Below are 1,023 nucleotides of genomic sequence, written 5' to 3' on the forward strand. Positions count from 1 at the left end.
GTTCTTCCTCAGCGCTGATGATGTACTGGACATCAAACGACGTCGTCTGGATGCGGTAAAAGGTTCCATCGAAACTGTGGGACAGCACCGTTGTAGAGCTGGACATCGGGCAAATGCTACGGCCGAACGCACATCCCCTGCCTCGGAGCGCGAGATGCCGGGCTCCGGCGCCGGTCGGCGAACGCTCTCAACTGCCGCTACTAGACCGTTAGGACTGGGCTCGCTGCTTCCGACCAGGTTGAGCGTGTTGCTGTGACGCCTCACTCGCCGCTCAACCTCTTTCTCAGTGCATCCAATCGCGCTGCCGAGCTATCGGATTCGGCGGCACCTCCCACTGGTACCACGATCACCTGGAAGTGCGATGGATCGTGCCAAAGCACCTGCCCCTCAACAAACTCGCCCTTGGCGGGGAGTTCCGCATCTCGGGGCAGAGCAGTGACCCGCAGAAGTCCAACCGCATCCGACACCTGATCAATGTCGATGAACACCCCGAAGGGCTGGCGCCCGATGACTGTGCCCGTCACGAGACTGGCAACGGGCAACGAGTCCACCGTGTTCGACCACGCACGGCGAGCTCGCGATCCCAACGCATAGTCCTCGGGCCAGAAGTACTCACTCACCGGCTGAGCATGCCATCAGCATCAAGACTGCATGGTCCAGAGGGAGAACGACCTGAAGGATATCCGCTCATGCCGCGACCCGGGCGTTTGGAATCAGCCGCAGGCGATTCTCAACGATCGTGCGGGCAGATGGTCGAACGGCGATCGCGTCGCCCCTAGGGGGTTGGGCGGCTCGTGGGTGGTGTGTAGCCGGGTGGCCAGCGTGTGGTCTGGTCGTAGTAGATGTTGGTGAGGTCTGTGCGGTCGATGACGGCATCGGCGAGGTTCGCGCCGGCCAGGTTGGCGGAGGTGAGATTCGCTTCGATCAGCCTCGCCTTGGTGAAGTCCGCGTCCCCGATGTAGGCACCGGCGAGGTTCGTATGACCGAACCAGACATTGGTGAGGTTCGTGCCGTCCAGGAAGG

At 61.9% G+C, this 1,023-nt stretch carries 2 protein-coding genes; both read right to left on the bottom strand.

Going from position 1 to position 1,023, the window contains the following annotated elements:
• Window positions 1–260: 260 nt before the first annotated feature.
• Complete coding sequence (locus ACIRS4_RS39300; protein ID WP_404205234.1) at window positions 261–620, bottom strand: hypothetical protein; 360 nt, start codon at window positions 618–620, stop codon at window positions 261–263.
• Between the two features lie 155 nt (window positions 621–775).
• The coding region (locus ACIRS4_RS39305; RefSeq protein WP_404205236.1) for a pentapeptide repeat-containing protein at window positions 776–1,023 on the bottom strand (248 nt) is incomplete at its 5' end.

The sequence above is a fragment of the Streptomyces sp. NPDC101166 genome (assembly GCF_044768125.1).
In the GTDB taxonomy this organism is placed as follows: domain Bacteria; phylum Actinomycetota; class Actinomycetes; order Streptomycetales; family Streptomycetaceae; genus Streptomyces.